The organism is Caballeronia sp. INML1 (assembly GCF_023631085.1).
GTDB classification, from domain to species: domain Bacteria; phylum Pseudomonadota; class Gammaproteobacteria; order Burkholderiales; family Burkholderiaceae; genus Caballeronia; species Caballeronia turbans.
In genome coordinates, this window is the sequence record NZ_JALQDT010000124.1 from 1 (window position 1) to 241 (window position 241).

Below are 241 nucleotides of genomic sequence, written 5' to 3' on the forward strand. Positions count from 1 at the left end.
CGTCCGAGACGATGACGTCCGGATGCAGCGCGAAGGCCGCGTCGAGCCCGGCGCGGCCGTCGGCGGCGACGCTCACGTCGTGGCCGGCGGCGGCGAGCAGGCGGCGCATGTAGTCGCGCAGATCGGCGTTGTCGTCCACCACGAGCACGCGGCCCGTCAGCGCATCCGATGGCGCGGTCGCTTCCGCGGCGTGTGCGAGCGGCGAGTCGAGGTCCGCGACATCGAGCGCGGCGGCGTCGGC

1 protein-coding gene is annotated in these 241 nt (G+C 75.5%); it reads right to left on the reverse strand.

All coding sequences use genetic code 11. The annotated features are described in order from the left end of the window. A partial coding sequence (locus NCR38_RS34085) for a response regulator transcription factor (protein WP_409241457.1) occupies nucleotides 1–241 on the reverse strand: 241 nt, incomplete at both ends.